General features: G+C 59.5%; 20 protein-coding genes. 13 read left to right on the top strand and 7 right to left on the bottom strand.

Translation table 11 applies throughout. From position 1 onward, the window contains the following. Positions 1-40: 40 nt before the first annotated feature. From CFB10_RS22725 to CFB10_RS22740, 4 genes are all read right to left on the bottom strand, one after another. Positions 41-1114, bottom strand: a complete 1074-nt coding sequence (locus CFB10_RS22725; RefSeq protein WP_026372434.1) for an ABC transporter ATP-binding protein — start codon at positions 1112-1114, stop codon at positions 41-43. Positions 1115-1200: 86 nt separating this feature from the next. After that, positions 1201-2076 (bottom strand): carbohydrate ABC transporter permease, encoded by an 876-nt coding sequence (locus CFB10_RS22730; RefSeq protein WP_026372435.1) that lies wholly within the window; start codon positions 2074-2076, stop codon positions 1201-1203. Further along, entirely contained in the window at positions 2069-3022 is a 954-nt protein-coding gene (locus CFB10_RS22735) for a carbohydrate ABC transporter permease (protein ID WP_020810284.1), read from the bottom strand. Before CFB10_RS22735 ends, CFB10_RS22730 begins: the two co-directional genes overlap by 8 nt. 6 nt (positions 3023-3028) lie before the next feature. Continuing rightward, positions 3029-4318, bottom strand: coding sequence for an ABC transporter substrate-binding protein (locus tag CFB10_RS22740; protein WP_026372436.1), 1290 nt, complete (start codon positions 4316-4318; stop codon positions 3029-3031). A 117-nt stretch (positions 4319-4435) separates the two neighbouring features. Here CFB10_RS22740 and CFB10_RS22745 point away from each other — a divergent pair, with 117 nt between their 5' ends. From CFB10_RS22745 to CFB10_RS22795, 12 genes are all read left to right on the top strand, one after another. Next, complete coding sequence (locus tag CFB10_RS22745) at positions 4436-5146, top strand: TetR/AcrR family transcriptional regulator (protein ID WP_026372437.1); 711 nt, start codon at positions 4436-4438, stop codon at positions 5144-5146. Positions 5147-5391: 245 nt separating this feature from the next. Continuing rightward, a complete protein-coding gene (locus CFB10_RS22750) occupies positions 5392-6534 on the top strand; it encodes a Gfo/Idh/MocA family protein (RefSeq protein WP_026372438.1) in 1143 nt (380 codons plus the stop codon). Positions 6535-6544: 10 nt separating this feature from the next. Next, a complete protein-coding gene (locus CFB10_RS22755; protein WP_026372439.1) occupies positions 6545-7708 on the top strand; it encodes a dihydrodipicolinate synthase family protein in 1164 nt (387 codons plus the stop codon). A gap of 27 nt (positions 7709-7735) precedes the next feature. Continuing rightward, complete coding sequence (locus CFB10_RS22760; protein WP_026372440.1) at positions 7736-8557, top strand: sugar phosphate isomerase/epimerase; 822 nt, start codon at positions 7736-7738, stop codon at positions 8555-8557. Between the two features lie 18 nt (positions 8558-8575). Continuing rightward, positions 8576-9811, top strand: coding sequence for a Gfo/Idh/MocA family protein (locus tag CFB10_RS22765; protein ID WP_026372441.1), 1236 nt, complete (start codon positions 8576-8578; stop codon positions 9809-9811). 337 nt (positions 9812-10148) lie between these two features. Next, positions 10149-10319: a hypothetical protein gene (locus CFB10_RS24115; RefSeq protein WP_170940907.1), complete on the top strand. Its 171-nt coding sequence runs from the start codon at positions 10149-10151 to the stop codon at positions 10317-10319. 281 nt (positions 10320-10600) lie between these two features. Further along, complete coding sequence (locus CFB10_RS22775) at positions 10601-10810, top strand: cold-shock protein (protein ID WP_003508146.1); 210 nt, start codon at positions 10601-10603, stop codon at positions 10808-10810. Between the two features lie 10 nt (positions 10811-10820). After that, entirely contained in the window at positions 10821-11210 is a 390-nt protein-coding gene (locus CFB10_RS22780; RefSeq protein WP_371503260.1) for a cold-shock protein, read from the top strand. A gap of 28 nt (positions 11211-11238) precedes the next feature. Continuing rightward, positions 11239-11475, top strand: a complete 237-nt coding sequence (gene rpsU / locus CFB10_RS22785; protein ID WP_020810479.1) for a 30S ribosomal protein S21 — start codon at positions 11239-11241, stop codon at positions 11473-11475. Between the two features lie 35 nt (positions 11476-11510). Then, entirely contained in the window at positions 11511-11726 is a 216-nt protein-coding gene (locus tag CFB10_RS22790; protein WP_026372443.1) for a hypothetical protein, read from the top strand. A 96-nt stretch (positions 11727-11822) separates the two neighbouring features. Next, a complete protein-coding gene (locus CFB10_RS24120) occupies positions 11823-11963 on the top strand; it encodes a hypothetical protein (RefSeq protein ID WP_162993053.1) in 141 nt (46 codons plus the stop codon). A 549-nt stretch (positions 11964-12512) separates the two neighbouring features. Further along, the gene (locus CFB10_RS22795; protein ID WP_026372444.1) at positions 12513-12800 is read left to right on the top strand and encodes a hypothetical protein; all 288 of its coding nucleotides are present in this window, start codon (positions 12513-12515) and stop codon (positions 12798-12800) included. A gap of 380 nt (positions 12801-13180) precedes the next feature. On the opposite strand, the gene CFB10_RS22800 is transcribed toward CFB10_RS22795, so the two are convergent. Further along, a complete protein-coding gene (locus CFB10_RS22800; RefSeq protein ID WP_026372445.1) occupies positions 13181-14278 on the bottom strand; it encodes an acyltransferase in 1098 nt (365 codons plus the stop codon). A gap of 310 nt (positions 14279-14588) precedes the next feature. On the opposite strand from CFB10_RS22800, the gene CFB10_RS22805 reads away from it, so the two are divergent. Then, positions 14589-14825: an acyl carrier protein gene (locus CFB10_RS22805; RefSeq protein ID WP_026372446.1), complete on the top strand. Its 237-nt coding sequence runs from the start codon at positions 14589-14591 to the stop codon at positions 14823-14825. Positions 14826-14838: 13 nt separating this feature from the next. Here CFB10_RS22805 and CFB10_RS22810 read toward each other — a convergent pair whose 3' ends face one another. Together CFB10_RS22810 and CFB10_RS22815 are read right to left on the bottom strand one after the other, a co-directional pair. Then, entirely contained in the window at positions 14839-15969 is a 1131-nt protein-coding gene (locus tag CFB10_RS22810; protein ID WP_026372447.1) for a glycoside hydrolase family 105 protein, read from the bottom strand. Positions 15970-15977: 8 nt separating this feature from the next. Beyond that, positions 15978-17531, bottom strand: a complete 1554-nt coding sequence (locus tag CFB10_RS22815) for a glycoside hydrolase family 28 protein (RefSeq protein ID WP_026372448.1) — start codon at positions 17529-17531, stop codon at positions 15978-15980. Between the last annotated feature and the right edge of the window lie 18 nt (positions 17532-17549).

The raw sequence follows: 17549 nt of genomic DNA on the forward strand, positions 1-17549 counted from the left end.
CGTTAGCAGCCCTATGGTGAGACAACTCACCCACTCGTTCTCATATCCGCCGCCCATCCGCCCCGAACAGATGCGTCTTCGAAAGATCAAAGGCAAAGGGAATGGTCTCGCCGATGCGGATTTGGCGCTGGCCGTCCAGCAGCACGGTGGCGGGCTGGCCGTCGGGGGTGCTGGTGTAAACCACCGTCGAACCGCCGAGATGTTCCACGAGTTGGATAGAGGCGTCGCCGAGCGAGGATTGGGCCTGCGGATTCACATGTTCGGGACGCACGCCGAAGGTAAGCGGTTCGCCCTGTTGCGCCGCCACCGGCGTTTCCAGCACGATGCGCTGGCCGGCCACCTCGATGGTGCGGTTGGAACTGTCCCCTGCAGCCACTTTTGCGGAGAGGAAATTCATCTTCGGCGAACCGATGAAGCCGGCCACGAACTGATTGGCCGGATTATTGTAGAGATCGAGCGGTCGGCCGACCTGCATGATGCGGCCGTCGCGCAGCACCACGATCTTGTCTGCCATGGTCATGGCTTCCACCTGGTCATGCGTCACATAGATCATCGTGCTGCCTAGCGTCTGGTGCAGCTTGGCGATTTCGACGCGCATCTGCACGCGCAGTTCGGCATCGAGGTTGGAGAGCGGCTCATCGAAGAGAAAGATTTTCGGCTCGCGGACGATGGCGCGGCCGATGGCTACACGCTGGCGCTGACCGCCCGAAAGCGCCTTCGGCTTGCGCTGCAACAGCGGGCCGATCTGCAGGATATCGGCGGCCTTCTGCACCCGCGCTTCGACTTCCGGTTTCTTGTAGCCTGCCGTTTCGAGACCGAAGGCGAGGTTCTTGTAGACGCTCATATGCGGATAGAGCGCATAGGACTGGAAGACCATGGCGATGCCGCGCTTGGAGGCGGCGGTTTCGTTGACCCTTTCGCCGTCGATACGGAGATCTCCTTCGGAGATTTCCTCCAGACCGGCGATCATGCGCAGGAGAGTGGACTTGCCGCAGCCCGAAGGGCCGACGAAGACGGTGAACTCACCCGGCTCGATCTTGAGGTCGATGCCGTGAACGACCGGAAAGGCGCCGAACCGCTTGACGATTTTTTCCAGAGTAATGCTGCTTGCCATGCTGTTTCTCCCGACTGCCGCGCCGCATCCAGGGCGGCAGCGACAGTGTTGATTGTCTTAAAATGCGTTCCCGATCCGGGTTCCGTTCAGCGTTTCATGCCCGTTGTGGCGATGCCTTCGATCAGCAGCCTCTGGAAGAACAGGAAGAACAGGAAGACCGGCACCAGTGACAGGTTGGACATGGCGAAAAGCGAGGTCCAGTCCGAGCTGCCGGTGGAATCCACGAAGGATCTGAGACCCAGCTGCACGGTGTAGGTGTTGATGTCATTCAGATAGATCAGCGGTCCGAAAAAATCGTCCCATGTCCAGATGAAGGAAAAGATGGCGGCCGTCGCCAGCACCGGCAGCGACAGGGGCAGCATAATCTTCCAGTAGATACGGAAGGGTGAGCAGCCGTCCATGACAGCCGCCTCATCCAGCTCGCGCGGGATGCCGCGGAAAAACTGCACCATCAGGAAGATGAAGAAGGCGTCCGTCGCCAGATATTTCGGCACGATCAGCGGCAGCGAGGTATTCACCCAGCCCATTTCCAGGAACAGGATATATTGCGGGATCAGCACGACATGATAGGGCAGCATAAGCGTGCCAAGCATCAGCGCGAACCAGAAATTGCGCCCGCCGAAGCGGAGCCGGGCGAAAGCGAAGGCGGCGAGCGAGCAGCCGACGACATTGCCGATGGTGGCGAGTATCGAGATGAAGAAGGAGTTCCAGAAGAACTGCCCGAAGCTCACCTGCAGCCCCGTCCAGCCGCGAATATAACCGCCGAAATCGACCGCCGAGGGAATAAGCGAGGAGGAGCCGAAGAGCTCGTCCTGCGGCCGGAAGGAACCCGAGATCATCCACAGGATCGGATAGAGCATCGCGAAAGACGCGACGATCAATGCCGTGTGGAGCATCACCGATTTCAGGGGCGAGCGTTGCGGGCCTTGGCCCGGCCGGGGGGCGGTAACAGCATCAGTCATCGTAATGCACCCAGTATTTCGCGCTGAGGAACGAGAAGGCCGTGAACAGCGAGATGATGATCACCAAAATCCAGGCAAGCGCCGAGGCATAACCCATGCGGAAGAAACCGAAGGCTTCCTGGTAGAGATAAAGCGTATAAAACAGCGTCGAGTTGATCGGCCCGCCAGTGCCTTCGGAAATGATGAAGGCGGGGGTGAAGGCCTTGAAAGCGTCGATCGTCTGAATGACAGCGTTGAAGAAGATGACGGGCGTCAAAAGCGGCAGCGTAATGCGGAAGAATTGCCGCACCTTGCTCGCACCGTCGATTTCGGCGGCCTCGTACATATCCTGCGGTATCTGCCTCAAGCCCGCGAGGAAGATGATCATCGGAGAACCGAACTGCCAGACGGACAGGATGACCAGCGTGTAGATCGAGTAATCCGGATTGGAAATCCAGCTCGGCCCTTCATAACCGAAGGCCTGCCACAGGATCATGTTGACGAGACCATCAGAGGCGAAAAGCTGGCGCCAGAGCACGGCGATCGCGACGCTCGAACCCAGCAGCGACGGCAGATAGAAGATCGCCCGATAAAGCGTCAGGCCCTTGATGCCGCGATTGAAGGCGAGCGCCACCAGCAGCGCGAAGATCAGCTTCAGCGGTACCGACAGCAGCACATAGGTAAAAGTCACCTGCATGGCGGCGGCGAATTTGGGGTCGGCCGTGGCGATGCGCACGTAATTGGCCGCCCCCACCCAGTCCGGCGACTGCAACAGGTCGTAATTGGTGAAAGACAGATAAAGCGACGCGAGCGCAGGACCGAGGGTGAGGCCGAAGAAGCCAATCAGCCAGGGCAGGAGAAACAGGTAGGCGTGAATGTTGCGGTCGAAAATCCGCTTCACACCGCCCCGTTTCGGGAGAGCCGCGCCACGGCTCTCCTCTACAAGAGTTTCAGATCGAAAGGCCATAAACCATCACTTCCGTTTGATAACGGTTTCGGATTCCTTGACGAGGCGGTCGCCGCCCTCTTCCGGCGTGACCTTGCCGAAACCGATTTCCTCCGCCGTGCGTTTGAGGACGAAGGCGAATTCGCCCGCGCCCGGAGGCGGCGCCGGCGGCAGTTCGCCAACACCGGGGGTAATCTCGGCGATGTAGTCCACCATGATCTTGCTGACCTCGTCGAGCTTGCTGCTCAGCTGGTTGCGCATGGATTCCGATGCCGGAACGCCGCGCTCGACACCGAGAATGTCGATACCTTGCGGTTCGGCAACGAGGAAATTGATGAAGCCGACCGCCTGCTCGATGCCGGCGCTGCCGTTTGCGACACTGATGAGCATGGAAGGTTTGAGGTAATGGCCGGAAGGGCCATCCTTCGTGCTCTTCGGATAGGAGCTTATGGCAAGCTTGGACTTGTTGAGCTTCTGATAACCGACGAACTGGTTGGAATGGGCAAATGCGGTTGCCGCCTTGCCCGTCGTCAGCGGGTTCGTTTCGATGTTGAGCTGGTCAAGCGCCTGCACATCGGCGGGCACACAGGCGCCGCTCTTGCGCAGATCCGCCCAGAGGGTGAACCACTTGGTCGCATCGGTCGGATCAAAGCCGATCCCGCCATCCTGCGTGTAGAGCGATTTGCCGTTCTGGCGCAGCCAGTTTTCAAAGCTCGGCTCCACGCCGCTGGCGTCGGCCGTCGCGTAATAGCCCGGCTTCGGCTTGTTCTTGCTGAGCTTGGCGGCGTTTTCGGCAAATTCTTCCCAGGTCTGGCCGATCGCCGGCGGCGTTGCACCTGATTTTTCCCAGGCCGCCTTATCGAAGAAGACAGCACTGGAATTGACGCCGAGATTGATGCCGTAGAGCTTGCCGTCGACCCGGCCGGAATCGATGTTCATCTTGCCGAAATCTTCGATCTTCAGGCCCTTGCCGATATAGTCATCCAGCGGCGCCAACGCGCCGCGGCGGCCATATTCGAAGATGTAGCGATAATCCATCTGGATCAGGTCAGGCGCATTGCGGCCGGCAACCTGCGTTGCCAGGCGCGGCCAGTAGTCGCTCCAGCCCGCAAATTCACCGGCAATGTCGAGATCCGGCTTGACCTGCTTATAGGCTGCTATCGCTTTGTTGGTGCGATCGGCGCGTTCCTGCGAACCCCACCACAACATGCGAAGGCGGGCGGCCTGCGCCTGCGCCGACCCCCCTCCCAATGTCGCAAGCGACAGGGCCGCAAGCCCTGCTGAAAGCACACCTCTCCTGTGAAGCATCATGGGCATTGGCAACTCCTCCCTATTGACTGCCAATTGATGATGAACGTAAACGACACTTGCCGTTTTATAACTAATTGGTTACATGGGAACACTGATCGCAAACATTGTCAAGCGGGTGCTGAAATGGAAGAAACGACAAAAAACCAGCCGTCCGATCCGCCCCCCGATCCGGCCATGGAGAATACACCGTCGCCCAAGCGCAAACGCGCGACGACACAGGTGCGAAACCCGGAAAGAACGCGCGCCGCCATTCTCGAAGCCGCCCGCCGCGAGGTGGCCGCCAAGGGGTTGGCGGGGGCTCGAATCGATGTCGTCGCCCGGCGCGCCGGCACCAACAAGCGGATGATCTACCATTATTTCGGCGACAAGGATGCGCTTTATCTCGCCGTTCTGGAGGATGCCTATCGCCATATCCGCCACACCGAAAGACGGCTTGACCTGACCCGCAAGGCCCCGTCGGAGGGCTTGCGCGAGCTTGCGCTTTTCACCTGGCACTACTTCCTCGACCATCCCGAATTCCTGAGCATCCTCGCCACGGAAAACCTCAATAAAGCCCGCTATCTCAGGCAATCTCCGACGATTGCGGCGATGCATTCGAATTTTATTTCGGAACTGGAGGACGTGCTGCGGCGCGGTAGCTACGCGGGCGAATTTCGTGATGGCCTCGATCCGATCGACGTCTATCTGACGATCGCCTCGCTCGGCGCCTTTTATCTGTCGAACCGTTTCACGCTGTCGACGATCTTCCAGCGCGACCTCACCGATCCGGCCGAGCTGGAACGCTGGGGCCAGCACATCGTCGATACCCTGCTTGCTGCAGTGCGGCCGGTCTGAGCCGGCCGAACCGAATTCCTCTTTAACAACAGCGACGACGCGCCATTCGCATCCGCGAAGCGCGTCGTTTTCTTTTGCGGCGCGGTGGCGATACGCAAACGCGAGAGTTCGCACAAGACGAATTTTTCCTGTCGAAAACACCTTGACAGATCGCATCCTTCACGACCACAAATAACCAAATGGTTACAAATTTCCATGTTTGACGGAAGCGGCTTTCGGGAAAAGGCCGCCTTGGGAGGAAATTCATGAAACGTATCGGCGTCATCATGCACGGCATCACCGGCCGCATGGGTTACAACCAGCATCTCGTGCGCTCCGTTCTCGCCATTCGAGATCAGGGCGGTGTACTTTTGAAGAACGGTGAAAGGGTCATGCTCGACCCCATTCTGGTCGGCCGCAATGGCGTGAAGATCGAGGAAATCGCCAAAAAGCACAATGTGGCGCGCTGGACGACCGACATCGACGCTGCCCTCGCAAACCCCGATGACACACTGTTCTTCGATGCCGGCACGACGCAGATGCGCGGCAGCCTGCTGGAGAAAGCCATCAAGGCCGGCAAGAACGTCTATTGCGAAAAACCGATTTCTGACACGATGGAAGAGGCATTGGCCATCGCCCGGCTCGCCGAAAGCGCAGGCATCAAACATGGCGTGGTGCAGGACAAGCTGTTCCTGCCGGGCCTGCGCAAGCTCGCCATGCTGCGCGACAGCGGCTTCTTCGGCAAAATCCTCTCCGTGCGCGGCGAATTCGGCTACTGGGTTTTTGAAGGCGACTGGCAACCGGCGCAGCGGCCCTCCTGGAATTACCGCCTGAAAGATGGCGGCGGCATCATTCTCGATATGCTGTGCCACTGGCGTTATGTGCTCGACAATCTGTTCGGACCGGTGAAATCCGTAAGCTGCCTCGGCGCCACCCATATTCCGGAACGTTTCGATGAGCAGGGCCGCGCTTATGTGGCGGATGCTGACGACGCCGCTTATGCGACCTTCGAGTTGGAAGGCGGCGCCATTGCCCATATCAACTCCTCATGGGCGGTGCGGGTGCGCCGCGACGACCTCGTCACCTTCCAGGTGGACGGCACCCATGGTTCGGCGGTGGCGGGCCTGACCAAATGCTTTACCCAGCACCGCACCAATACGCCGAAGCCGGTGTGGAACCCGGACCAGCCGCAGACCATCGATTTCTACAAGACCTGGCAGGAAGTGCCGGACAATGTCGTCTACGACAACGGCTTCAAGGCGCAGTGGGAAATGTTCGTGCGCCACCTCGTCGACAATGATCCGTGGCCCTATGGCCTCATGGAAGGCGTGAAGGGCGTGCAGCTTGCCGAACTTGGGCTGAGATCGTGGAAGGAACGCCGCTGGCTCGACGTTCCCGCCCTTTCCTGAGGAGGCTGATGTGAGCGAGCTCAAGCTTCCGAAAGACGACCGCAGCATCGAGGTCTACAAACTCTCAGGCACGCCGGTCGCCGTTGAAAAACGAAGTGCTGCGGATTTCAACCGCGTCGCTTTCGCCGCCGCCCATGTGGTGGCCGATCCGCTTGCCGATAATGATCCGTGGCTCACGCCCGCCATCGACTGGGACGCAACGCTGCGTTTCCGTCACCGCCTGTGGGATCTCGGCCTCGGTGTCGCCGAGGCGATGGATACGGCGCAGCGCGGCATGGGGCTGGCATGGCCGCAGGCGCAGGAACTCATTTCCCGTTCGCTGAAGGAGGCGGCCAGCCGCAAGGATGCGCTGATTGCCTGCGGGGTGGGCACCGACCATCTTGATGGCAGCGGCTACGATCTCAACAAGATTGTCGACTCTTACCTCGAACAGCTTGATTTTGTTCAGGGAGAAGGCGGGCGTGTGATCCTGATGGCGAGCCGTGCGCTGGCCGCCGCCGCCCGCTCGCCGGATGATTATCTGAGGGCTTATGCCAGGGTTCTCTCCCGTGTGGAAGGAAAAGTGGTGATCCACTGGCTGGGCGAAATGTTCGACCCGGCGCTGGAGGGCTATTGGGGCTCGGGCGACCATATGACGGCGATGGAAACCTGCCTTGCCATGATCGAAGAGAATGCCGACAAGATCGATGGCATCAAGATTTCGCTTCTTTCCAAGGAAAAGGAAATCGTGATGCGCCGTCGCCTGCCGGCTGGCGTGCGCATGTATACCGGCGACGATTTCAACTATGCCGAATTGATCGCCGGCGACGAACAGGGCCATTCGGATGCGCTGCTCGGCATATTCGACGCCATTGCGCCCGCCGCTTCCAGGGCGCTTGCCAGTCTGAAGCGTGGCGCGGACAACGAATTCTTCGACATTCTGGAGCCGACGGTGGCGCTGTCGCGCCATATCTTCAAAGCCCCGACCCGCTTCTACAAGACCGGCGTGGTGTTCCTCGCCTATCTCAACGGGTTGCAGGACCATTTCACCATGGTTGGCGGCCAGGAAAGCACCCGCTCCACGCAGCATTTCGCCGAGCTTTTCCGGCTGGCGGACAAGGCCAATGTGCTTGCAGAGCCGGATCTGGCGACGCAGCGCATGAAGGCGTTTCTGGCGGTCCGAGGCATCGGCTGAGGCAGCAGAACTAGGGGAGATACCGACATGAGCCTTGAAGGCCTTTCCATCAATTTCGCCACCGTGCGACAGGGCGGCGATTTTGCCGCTATCGTCGATGCCTGCCTTGCGCACGGCATCACCGCCATCTCGCCCTGGCGCGAGCAGGTGCACGGTGTCGGGCTTGCCGAAGCTGCCCGCATCGTCGAACGGAACGGGCTGCGTCTCAGCGGCCATTGCCGTGGCGGCTTTTTCCCCGCCCACGATGCCGAAGGCCGCCGCCTCGCCATTGAGGACAATAAACGCGCCGTCGATGAAGCCGCCGCAATGAAAGCCGATTGTCTTGTGCTTGTCGTGGGCGGCCTGCCCGCCGGCTCGCGCGATCTGAAAGGTGCGCGGCAGATGGTGGAGGACGGCATGGCCGAACTGCTCCCCTATGCCCGCGCCGCCGGCGTACCGCTCGCCATCGAACCGCTGCATCCCTTTTATGCCGCTGACCGCGCCTGCTTCAACACACTGAAACAGTCGCTCGATCTCTGCGACAGGTTGGGGTCGGGAACAGGCGTTGCGATCGATGTCTACCACGTCTGGTGGGATCCGGAACTGGAGGAACAGGTGGCGCGTGCGGGAAGAAACGGGCAAATTCTTGCGCACCATATCTGCGACTGGCTGGTGCCGACCACCGATCCGCTCAATGATCGCGGCATGATGGGCGACGGCGTGATTGACCTCAAGGCATTTCGCGCCATGATCGAGGCGGCCGGCTTCCATGGCCCGCAGGAAGTGGAAATCTTTTCGCATCGCTGGCAGGCGCAGCCGGTGGACGAGGTCCTCGCCACTGTGGTCGAGCGTTTCAAGACTGTTTGTTGATTATCCGGGAGAGAGACAATGCCTGAAAAGGTGAGACGCAAACGCTATGCGCTGGTCGGCACCGGCAATCGCGGCACCACCATGTGGGGCCGCGAATTGCTGGCCGGCTGGAGCGACTATGTCGAACTGGTCGGCATTTGCGACCTGAACCTGATGCGCGCCGAACGCGCCCGCGCCATGATGGGATCAAGCGCGCCGCTCTACGACGATTTTGACCGGATGATGGCGGAGCAACGCCCGGAACTCGTCATCGTCTGCACGCCTGACGATACTCACGACGACATCATCATCCGCGCGCTGGAAGGCGGGGCCGATGTCATCAGCGAAAAACCCATGACCACCACCCCGGAAAAGATTGACCGTATTCGCGCCGCGGAGGCGAAAAGCGGCCGCCGTGTGGACGTCTCCTTCAACTATCGTTTCTCTCCCACCGCCGCACGCATCAAGGAGCTTATCGACGAGGGTGCAATCGGCACCGTCACCTCGGTCGATTTTCACTGGTATCTCGATAACCAGCACGGCGCGGATTATTTCCGCCGCTGGCACGCCTTTACCGAACATTCCGGCAGCCTGTTCGTGCACAAGGCCACCCACCATTTCGATCTTCTGAACTGGTATCTCGATTCCGATCCCGTGGAAGTGAAGGGCTTCGGACAGTTGCTGCACTATGGCAAGAACGGCCCGTTCCGGGGAACACGCTGTCGCACCTGTCCGCACAAAAGCGAGTGCGATTATTTCATGGATCTGGGCGCCGATCCTTTTCTCGATGCTCTCTATGAGGACCCTTCGGCAGTGGACGGCTACATGCGCGATGCCTGCGTCTTCCGCGAGGAAATCGACATTCCCGACACCATGAGCGCCTCGATCCGCTACGCCAGCGGCGTGCAGGTCTCCTATTCGCTCAACACCTATATGCCGATCGAGGGCCACCATATTGCTTTCAACGGCCATAAAGGCCGTATCGAAATGCGCCAATATGAAAAGCAGCCCTGGACGGAGCCGCCGGCGGACGAAATCCTGCTGGTGAAAAGCTTTGGCGGCGGTGTCGAACGTATCTGGGTGCCGCATGAGCCGGGTGGCCACTACGGTGGCGACAACCGCATGCGCGACATGATCTTCAAACCGGGCTCGAACGACCGGCTGCGGCAACGGGCGGGTTCACGCGCCGGCGCCATGTCCGTTCTGACAGGCGTGGCCGCGCTGAAAAGCGCGCGTGAGGGTGGCACGGCCGTGGTGAAATCGCTGCCAGTTTAGCCACTACGGCCTGCGGCCTCATCGACAGATGGGCCGCGGGCGGCAAATGCCAAAAAAGAACGGACGATATTCCGCAGATTACGCGCTTCTTCCATGCCGGTAAAATGATCGCCGGGGGAAGAAAGAGTGAGTCATGTCCAGTTTTGAATCCATCGTTCCGCTCATCATCATCGGCGTCAGCCTCGTCGTATTCTTCAAATGGGTTGGGCGAGATATGAACCGGGAAGAGAAGAAACCGCGTTCCCGCCGCTGATGGCGGAAAAACGCGCCCGTGCGGCGTGGAGGCGGAACCAGTACCTTTTCCCCCGCGTTTTCCCTGCAAAAAGGAGGACGCGACATGACGAAGAAAACGAAATCGAAAACTGTTGAAAAAGGCCCTTCCAGTCCGAACGACATTCCCCCCGCCGGCCCGCATGCCAAACCCTCCCTCACCGACTATGACAAGACGCCGGGCGCGGGCAGCCTGCCGGATGACCGTGCGAAAGACGTGTCTCCCGGCGCAGGTTGATGCGCACAAGACGGAGGGCCGCGCCAGGCCCGAAGGACCATGCGGCGATCGGGAAATAGTGTCCTGAACCAGACACTTACCCGCCGAGAAGTGGCTCGCCGATGCTTTTTTGTTCTCCGCCCATTGCAAAATCAAAAATTGAGCCTATATTTTGGATATCGACCATTGCTTGTGACGTCGTTCTGGAACAGACTGTTCCCCGTCGGATTTCCTCTCAAATAATCGATCTTATCCCGCAAGGTATCGCGGGAACCACAACGATTCTACGAAAGGAAATCGTTATGAACACTGGTACTGTAAAGTGGTTCAACGCCACCAAGGGCTTCGGCTTCATTCAGCCTGACAACGGCGGCACGGACGTTTTCGTTCACATTTCCGCTGTTGAGCGCGCTGGCATGCGTTCGCTGAACGACGGCCAGAAGATCAGCTACGAGATCGTGCAGGACCGTCGGTCCGGCAAGAGCTCGGCTGATAACCTTCAGGCAGCTTGATATTCGTCATTTGACCCCGCAGACCACGGATGTACTGGCTGCAGGTTTAAATGATTGTGAGAGGTCGGGTCAAAGCCCGGCCTTTTGTTTTTGGGCCATGGAGGTCCTTATGCGCAAAAATCCCTACCGATGCGGCGATGCCATATTCTTGAAGCCAGGCGTGCTGGGCAATAACCAGCCCGACGGTCCTGGCAGGGTCGTGTCGATCCTGCCCGAGGCGCAGGGAACTGTTCGTTACAGGGTGCGTTTCCAGCATGAAAATTTCGAGCGCAACATCGCGCTCGATGAAATAAGTGCGCCCACCTCGGCGCCATCGCCGTCGCGCAACAATGAAAGCCCATCGGTGCGCGAAACGGGATCAAGCTGGATCAATCCGGACAGGATTAAAATCAGAAAATAGCGGCTGCGGCTGCATAAAGGAGATATTCGTGCAGGTACTCGTTCGAGACAATAATATAGAGCAGGCCCTTCGCGTTCTGAAAAAGAGAATGCAGCGTGAGGGCATTTTCCGCGAGATGCGGGCCCGGCAGTCCTATGAAAAGCCCTCGGAAAAGCGCGTCCGCGAAGAAGCGGAGGCCGTGCGCCGCCACCGCAAGCTGGCGAAGAAAAAAATGCAGCGCGAAGGGCTGTTGCCCGCTCCCAAAAAGGTTGCCCGCCCTCGCTAGCCGTTCGATACTGCTCTTCCGTAAAGGAGAATGCCATGGCTGCGACAAAAGAAGCTTTTTTCAAACCCGGCAAACTATCCGCGCAGGACAAGGCGTCACTGACGGATAGCGCCGCAAAGCAGATCATAAACGCCGAGGCCGATCAGCGCGCCCGCAAAACGGAACGCCTTCGCCAGCTTCGCGAAGCCCAGGAAGCGACGATCATAACCGACACGCCCGTTTCCGTAAAAAAACGATCCGGCAAGAAATAGCCGGACGGGATTTCCAGCATCGCCGATCGAACGGGCCTTGAACGGATTATCTCACACCCGCTCAAGGCCCCATCAGTCCAACAGGAGGAGGACACCATGGCAAAGGGTCAATTGCGCAGTAACAAGGAAATCCGCAAACCGAAGAAGGACAAGACGGCGAAAGTAGCTGCAGCGCCGCCAGCCGGTTCGCAGGTCAAGTTCGCAAATGCCACGACAGCGGACGGCAAGAAGAAATAACGCCCCGTGCAGCTGGCAAGCCACGGCGAATAAAAACATCGCGGTAGGCGCCGGACTTGTTTTGGCCACATTGCCGGTTTAAATAACGTTCATGGCAACTGCTGGTGAGCGCGAATGAAATCGATGTTCGCAGTTGTTTTAGTCGCTTTAGACTTTTGACCACGGATGTACTGGCACTGGTGTTAAGAGCGATATGAGGAAGGTCGGTGCAATATTGCCCCGGCCTTTTTTGTTGCCTGCGGCAGCGAATGCTGCATCTTCCCTGCGGTGACGGAATTAACTTGCCTATTCCCCATAAACGGCGCACGCTTCTTCATCGGAAAAAGGGCGTTGCCACCGTCAGGCCTGTTGCACTGCACTCCCACCCCTGCCCCGCCGGCTGACCAGCGGGAGCGATCCGGAATTCACGCGACATGCATGACGGCAGGGGCCGGCAACGGTTTCCCTGACGCTGCCCGCGTTTCAAGGCGCTGAAGCGTCCTCGCACCATTTCCGGATGGCGGCGCGACGCTTTGGCTTTTTGTGAACCCCACAAGAAAGGAGGACGCCATGTCTTCCGCATATGAAAATTGCATCATCACATCGCAGGATCTCAAAATGCTCCAGTCCGTGCTGGAAGGTCTCGGTTATGATCACCACACCATGGATGAGGATGTCATTCTCTATAACAGTGCCGCCCGCAAGGTGATCCAGCTCTTTCAGAATGGCTTGACTGACCCCGCCGATATCTCGGAGGAAATGCTGTTTCTGTTCGGCGTTCACAAGCATGAACGCGTAAGACCATGGAGACCGCTGCCGCGTTATGCCATCCAGGGCCTGCCGCCTCTTTACCGGTGATGCGGTTGCCGCGCTTTTCGTGGCAACCACGCGAAGCGGCCTTCAAAATCACCGATGAAAATAACGGCTTGGCAAAAGCCGTATATCAGGCAACACTGAAATTGAGCATCCCGCGCGCGATCAGGCGCATCCGGGAAGCTTGGGCATGGAATGTGCATCAGGTGAGTTGCGGGACCATGACCGGCCTGCGCCGCGTCCCGACTGTCCCCATGCCGGTAAGTTTTGCGTCTGCGTGGAGGTGAGTATGACGTATGACTGGAGCGGCCGCAAAATGCGCCGCATGCGAGCTGCGAAACTGACGATCATCAGCCTCGTCGCAGCTTTCGTTCTGACAGCCCCGATTTTCGCCCATTATTGACGTTCGCGGCCGCAAGGCGGGGTCATACCGGCTGGCGGACCTCACTTCGCTTTCTCAACCGGTTCTTCAGCCATTTTTGAACGGGCTGGTCGTAATAAACCGTCAGCCACCATGACAGGCACGTCGTGGCGATGAGAAAAACAATGCCCGCCGGCAGAGCGAGATTTTCCCTGTGCACCGCCGGGATCAGAAACTCCGTCCAGGCGAGAAGCGGAATATGCAGCACATAGACCGCATAGGACGCCGTGCCGAGAAACACCGAAACCATTGCCACCGCGCGCCCCGGAACCGTCTTGCTGGCCACGAATAACAGCAGCGGCCAGACGAACAGGACAACCACAAGATCGAAGAACGGCCGAAGTTCGCGCGACATGGGCACAGCCAGAATGAAACAGACCAGCAGAAGGCAAAGCCCCGCCTGAAAGGGTTTCAACTGCGGTACGCGATTGCGAAAACGGTAAATCAGCACGCCGGCAAAAAACGAGAAGAACACCCGGCCCATGCCTGCATACATTTCGTGCCAGCGAAACCCCGCATGCAAACGGCCAAACTCGGCGGCCGCCACCATCAGCACAAGCGCGCTGACGGTGAGCACCACAGCGGTCTGTCTCGTCGTGGCCCGAACACCCCAGCGGGCATAAAACGCATTCACCACCAGTTCGTTGAAAAGCGACCATGCCGGACTGACGAGAAACAACGCGCCGTTCAGGGTTAGCGTGAAGGGCGCCGGCAAAAACAGCAGCCCCGTGAAAAGGGCAAAAGCGAGCTCGCCGGGATCGATGAGACGATGCAGATCGTCGATCGGCGTCGGCACGCCCAGCACGTAGAGGCAGATGAAATAAGCCGCCATCAACGCCAGCGCCAGCACATAAAGAGGGTAAAGACGCGCAAAGCGCGCCTTCAAAAAAAAGCCCGGCGTAATCGCCCCTTCGCTCAGCTTCCGGCTATAGGCGTGCGCCAGCACGAAGCCACTGAGCGCAAAGAACAAATCCACGGCGAGATAGCTCGAAGCCGTACTTTTCCCGAACAGATCCTCGGCATGGCGGTGGACGATGAAAAGGGCAGCCACTCCCCTTATGCCGTCGAGCAATATGAAGCGTTCCGGGGACGACTGGACCATGGCGTGAGGCTCGGTGTGGCTGGCGGATTTAAAAGTTCACAAGCAACGAGCTTTAGCGCGTAGCGGTTTGCCGCTGCCAGTCACAAACTGTTTAACGTGGCAAACATCCCGTATTATTATAGGGTACTAAAGGGTGATCGACACCCTTTCGCGGCTTCGAAAGGCATGCTACGTCCGGATGTCATCAATCTTTTGACCCTTTGACTCTGCGGCCTGTCCTTTCGAATTCAGCTTGATTTCGCTTTGATATCTTCGGCGCAAATTCAGATCGGGCGGGTTCGGCGGCAAGCAACTTTCTCGGAGTCTCACCATGTCCACCATTGCAGAACGTATCAGAAAAATCATCGTGGACCAGCTTGGCGCCGACCCCGCCAATGTGGTGGACAATGCCAATTTTGCTGACGATCTCGGTGCGGATTCTCTGGAGACGGTTCAGATCGTCATGGAAATCGAGGAGGAGTTCGGGGTGGAAATTCCAGATTCCGCCGCAAGCACGATCCTGACCGTCGGCGACGCCATCCGTTTCGTCGAAAAAAACAAGGCGTGACCGACGGGGGAAGTTACCCCGCAAATGACTCCGCTGAAACAGCCTGCGGCTTGGCCAGAAGCAGGTTTTCGGCATAGGCCATCATCAACGGCCCGACACCCTTGGCATCGTCAGACACCACCGGCTCGGTAAGATAATATTCCGGCGTTCCATCGCGATAATTGCCCTCGAAGCCGCCAAGGCCCGCGACGTGCACGATGCCCGTGAGGCGCATCACGCCCTCTTCATCGGCTTTCAGCCGCGTTTCCAGAAGCGCCTCAAGCGCGCGGCGACCCGCCGAAAGGGCAGCATTCGCCTCTTCGCCCTGCAGGAGCTTCAGCCGCGCCGCGCGCAGCAAGGCATAGGCGAACATGGCTGAGGCGGATGTTTCCTCATAATTGCCCGCAAGGCCCGGATTGTCGAGAACCTGCATCCAGAGGCCCGTCTCAGTCTGCCGTGCGATGATGCCGGCCAGAAGACGCCGTGTGTTCTCCCGAAGCTCCGCCGTCGCGCCATCCTCCGGTAGAATGGTCAGCGCGTCGACCAGCGCCATGGCGAGCCAGCCCACCGCGCGCGCCCATATGGCGGGAGACTTGCCGCTCTGGGGATCGGCCCAGCGCTGGCTGCGGCTGTCGTCGTAACCATGGGCATAGAGCCCGCCGCTATCCGCCGTGGCCGCGAGCGCCGTCGAAAACTGCCGCAGCGCATCGTCGATCAGCTCTGTTCGGCCCGTCGCCTGCGCATATTCGATCTGGAAAGGAAGTCCCATATAAAGCCCGTCCAGCCAGACCTGGTGCGGATAACGCTTCTTGTGCCAGTAATTCCCGGCGGCAATGCGCGGATGGTCGCGAAGTTGTCCCGCCAGATGTTTCGCCGCGGCGAGGTAACGCGGATCGCCCGTTTCCGTCGCCAGGGGAAAGAGAACGCGGCCGGCGAGGACGTGGTCGATATTATATTCCCGCGGATCGTAACCGGCGAGCGTTCCGTCAGCCGCTATCTGTGCATCGGCCAGACGGTGCAGATGGTCATTCCAGCGCGCCTCTCCGGTCGCCTCGAACAGCTGCTGCAAGCCGCGATAGACACATCCATCCTCATAACACCAGCTTCCGCCCTTGTAGTACCGATAGCGGTTAGAGAACTGATCAAAATATTCAGTGGCTTTCATGGATTCTCTCAATCGGAATCTGACACAATGGAAACGGAAGCGTCGCTCAGCAGGGCGGGATTATCGCAGACTATATGCGCCTGTTCGAAAACAATCGCCTCATGGCGCATGGGGCGCACCCGGTCGGCCATGACCGGCGGCGTTGCGATGGCCGACGGATCGCGCGAGACGATGGTGAGATTGCGGACGGCGACATTGCGGATGGGCGCTTCGGGAAGACCGAGAAACGCGCCGGCAGCATGGGAGAGAGTGCGGATTTCGACGTCCTCTACGGTAATGCCGTCGATAAAGGGAGTACCGCCATCGACCGGTGCGGGGTTTCGCGACTGCACCCATTCGTCATGTCCATCGGCGTCGCAATGGTAGTGGGCATTGGCGGAAAGCGCGGTCTTCACGCCATCCAGCAGCACCCGGCGCATGGCGATGTTGCTGACGGCGCCGCCCCGCCCGCGCCGTGTCTTGAGGCGCAGGCCGCGATCCGTGCCGATCATGTCGCAATCCTCAACCGCCACGTCATGCACGCCGCCGGACATTTCCGAACCGATCACCAGCCCGCCATGGCCGCGTTCCATCAGGCAATGACGTACACGCACGCCGCGTGTTTCCGCGAGATGATCGTCCTCGCCGTCAGGGCCGCGCTTTCCCGCCTTTACCGCGATACAATCATCGCCGACGGAAAAGCGCACACCTGATATCGTGACGTTGCGGCAGCTTTCCGGATTGAAACCATCGGTGTTCGGGCTGTCATGCGGCGCGGCGATGCTGAGACCGGCGGCGATCAAGTCTTCGCAGCCTTGCGGATGGATCGTCCAGGAGGCGGCGTTTCGGATGGTGAAACCGAGCAGGTTTGTCTTCCGGCAGGAGACGAGGTGAAGGCCGCGCGGCCGGCGCGCGCCATCGCGGGTTTCTTTCGGCCAGCTCCACCAGTCGCCCGCGTCGCCGGAGCCATCGAGAATGCCCCTGCCCTCGATGACGAGTTTATCTGCCCCGATGGCACAAACCGGCGCGGCAAAACAGGCGTCCGGCAATCCCTCCCAGCTGCCCAGCATGCGGCCGGCCTCATCGCGTGCGGGCAATATCGGCCAACCCTTGCGGGTGGAGGGCGCGCGCAGCACGGCTCCCTGCGCAAGGTGAAAGGTCATGTTGCCTTTGAGGCGCACGGGAAAGGCGGTCCAGACGCCGGCTGCAAGCCGCAACGCGCCGCCCTGAGGCACGGCGGCAATCGCCCTTTCCAGCACCTGCGCATTGGCGCGCGCACCCTCTTCATCATCGAGCGCGACATCCGGCGTCAGGGGAAATGCCGCAGCCTCCACAAGCCCGGCACAGGGAGAAGTTCTGAACTCCAGCCTTCCGAACCCTTCCGCTTTAAAGATATAGCGCGTATCCGGGGACAGATCATGCAGCAGCGTCACGACGGTCGCGGTTTCGCCGCTCCGTTCGTCGCCATCCGGCGACGTCAGACGCCATTCCGTTCTGGACGGAAGGAAATATCGAGCGCCGGGCGCAGCAAGGCAAAGCGCTGCCGTTCGCGCCGAAGACGCGATGATAAGGGGTTCGTTCATGCTCTCTTCTCGTCTTTC

Source organism: Agrobacterium sp. 719_389, from assembly GCF_900188475.1.
GTDB classification, from domain to species: Bacteria; Pseudomonadota; Alphaproteobacteria; order Rhizobiales; family Rhizobiaceae; genus Agrobacterium; species Agrobacterium radiobacter.

Bases quoted from the DNA above. Each gene is read 5' to 3' on its own strand.
- CFB10_RS22815 (WP_026372448.1), bottom strand. From the start codon at position 17,531: ATGAACGAACCCCTTATCATCGCGTCTTCGGCGCGAACGGCAGCGCTT.
- CFB10_RS22730 (WP_026372435.1), bottom strand. From the start codon at position 2,076: ATGACTGATGCTGTTACCGCCCCCCGGCCGGGCCAAGGCCCGCAACGC.
- CFB10_RS22735 (WP_020810284.1), bottom strand. From the start codon at position 3,022: ATGGCCTTTCGATCTGAAACTCTTGTAGAGGAGAGCCGTGGCGCGGCT.
- CFB10_RS22810 (WP_026372447.1), bottom strand. From the start codon at position 15,969: ATGAAAGCCACTGAATATTTTGATCAGTTCTCTAACCGCTATCGGTAC.
- CFB10_RS24115 (WP_170940907.1), top strand. From the start codon at position 10,149: ATGACGAAGAAAACGAAATCGAAAACTGTTGAAAAAGGCCCTTCCAGT.
- CFB10_RS22760 (WP_026372440.1), top strand. From the start codon at position 7,736: ATGAGCCTTGAAGGCCTTTCCATCAATTTCGCCACCGTGCGACAGGGC.
- CFB10_RS22795 (WP_026372444.1), top strand. From the start codon at position 12,513: ATGTCTTCCGCATATGAAAATTGCATCATCACATCGCAGGATCTCAAA.
- CFB10_RS22765 (WP_026372441.1), top strand. From the start codon at position 8,576: ATGCCTGAAAAGGTGAGACGCAAACGCTATGCGCTGGTCGGCACCGGC.
- CFB10_RS22745 (WP_026372437.1), top strand. From the start codon at position 4,436: ATGGAAGAAACGACAAAAAACCAGCCGTCCGATCCGCCCCCCGATCCG.
- CFB10_RS22800 (WP_026372445.1), bottom strand. From the start codon at position 14,278: ATGGTCCAGTCGTCCCCGGAACGCTTCATATTGCTCGACGGCATAAGG.
- CFB10_RS22740 (WP_026372436.1), bottom strand. From the start codon at position 4,318: ATGCCCATGATGCTTCACAGGAGAGGTGTGCTTTCAGCAGGGCTTGCG.
- CFB10_RS22805 (WP_026372446.1), top strand. From the start codon at position 14,589: ATGTCCACCATTGCAGAACGTATCAGAAAAATCATCGTGGACCAGCTT.
- CFB10_RS24120 (WP_162993053.1), top strand. From the start codon at position 11,823: ATGGCAAAGGGTCAATTGCGCAGTAACAAGGAAATCCGCAAACCGAAG.
- CFB10_RS22750 (WP_026372438.1), top strand. From the start codon at position 5,392: ATGAAACGTATCGGCGTCATCATGCACGGCATCACCGGCCGCATGGGT.
- CFB10_RS22775 (WP_003508146.1), top strand. From the start codon at position 10,601: ATGAACACTGGTACTGTAAAGTGGTTCAACGCCACCAAGGGCTTCGGC.
- CFB10_RS22790 (WP_026372443.1), top strand. From the start codon at position 11,511: ATGGCTGCGACAAAAGAAGCTTTTTTCAAACCCGGCAAACTATCCGCG.
- CFB10_RS22725 (WP_026372434.1), bottom strand. From the start codon at position 1,114: ATGGCAAGCAGCATTACTCTGGAAAAAATCGTCAAGCGGTTCGGCGCC.